Origin of the sequence: Burkholderia sp. MSh2 (genome assembly GCF_000731655.1) — a bacterium.
GTDB lineage: Bacteria > Pseudomonadota > Gammaproteobacteria > Burkholderiales > Burkholderiaceae > Burkholderia > Burkholderia paludis.
This window is the reverse complement of record NZ_JPGM01000143.1, coordinates 1-1,841: the sequence shown is the minus strand read 5'-3', so window position 1 is coordinate 1,841 and position 1,841 is coordinate 1. Positions and strand designations below refer to the sequence as shown.

General features: G+C 61.0%; 1 pseudogene. It reads left to right on the top strand.

Annotation, left to right across the window (positions count from 1 at the left end):
* Positions 1 to 1,841: pseudogene (locus GQ57_RS42895) on the top strand (cell surface protein); the annotation flags it as partial.

The window sequence follows — 1,841 nt, the reverse complement described above, 5'->3', positions numbered from 1 at the left end:
ATCTTGTCGTCGGCTACTAGCTCGGTTTCTTCACTGTCGACGTCGACTTCGACGGGCATCAGCTCGCTGTCGACGGGCCTGAGCTCGACGGACAGCACGGTGTCGTCGTTGTCGACCTCGACCTCGACGGGTTTGTCGTCGGCGAATAGCACGATCACCTCGTTGTCGACGTCAACTTCGACAGGCATCAGTTCGTTGTCGACCGGCCTGAGCTCGACGGATAGCACGGTGTCGTCGTTGTCGACTTCGACCTCGACGGGGCTTTCGTCCGCGAACAGCTCGATCACCTCGCTGTCAACTTCGACGTCGACCGGTCTGTCGTCTGCGGACAGCTCAATTTCTTCACTGTCGACGTCGACTTCGACGGGCATCAGTTCGTTGTCGACCGGCCTGAGCTCGACGGATAGCGCGGTGTCGTCGTTGTCGACTTCCACGTCGACCGGTCTGTCGTCGGCCAGTAGCTCGATCACCTCGCTGTCCACGTCGACCTCGACGGGTCTGAGCTCGACGGACAGCACGGTGTCGTCGTTGTCGACCTCGACGTCGACCGGTCTGTCGTCTGCGGACAGCTCAATTTCTTCACTGTCGACGTCGGCGTCGACGGGCATCAGTTCGCTGTCGACAGGCTTGAGCTCGACGGACAGTACGGTGTCATCGTTGTCGACTTCGACGTCGACCGGTCTGTCGTCGGCCAATAGCTCGATCACGTCGTTGTCCACGTCGACCTCGACGGGTATCAACTCGTTGTCAACGGGTCTGAGCTCGACGGATAGCACGGTGTCGTCGTTGTCGACGTCGACCTCGACCGGTCTGTCGTCGGCCAATAGCTCGATTTCCTCGCTGTCTACGTCAACGTCGACGGGCATCAGTTCGCTGTCGACGGGGCTGAGCTCGACGGACAGCGCGGTGTCGTCGTTGTCAACCTCGACCTCGACGGGTCTTTCGTCCGCGAACAGCTCAATCACCTCGCTGTCCACGTCAACTTCGACGGGCATCAACTCGTTGTCGACGGGCTTGAGCTCGACGGACAGCACGGTGTCGTCGCTGTCGACCTCGACGTCGACCGGTCTGTCATCGGCGAACAGCTCGATCACCTCGCTGTCAACTTCGACGTCGACCGGTCTGTCGTCTGCGGACAGCTCAATTTCTTCACTGTCGACGTCGACTTCGACGGGCATCAGTTCGTTGTCGACCGGCCTGAGCTCGACGGATAGCGCGGTGTCGTCGTTGTCGACTTCAACCTCGACTGGCTTGTCGTCGGCGAACAGCTCGATCACCTCGCTGTCGACGTCGACTTCGACGGGCATCAGCTCGCTGTCGACAGGCTTGAGCTCGACGGACAGCACGGTGTCGTCGTTGTCGACTTCGACGTCGACCGGCTTGTCGTCTGCAAACAGCTCGATCACCTCACTGTCCACGTCAACCTCGACGGGCATCAGCTCGCTGTCGACGGGCCTGAGCTCGACGGACAGCACGGTGTCGTCGTTGTCGACCTCGACGTCGACCGGCTTGTCGTCGGCCAGTAGCTCGATCACGTCGTTGTCCACGTCGACCTCGACGGGCATCAGTTCGCTGTCGACGGGTCTGAGCTCGACGGATAGCACGGTGTCGTCGTTGTCGACCTCGGCCTCGACGGGCTTGTCGTCGGCCAGTAGCTCGATCACCTCGCTGTCGACGTCAACTTCGACAGGCATCAGTTCGTTGTCGACGGGGCTGAGCTCGACGAACAGCACGGTGTCGTCGTTGTCCACCTCGACGTCAACCGGCCTGTCGTCGGCTACTAGCTCGGTTTCTTCACTGTCGACGTCGACTTCGACGGGCATCAGCTCGCTGTCGACGGG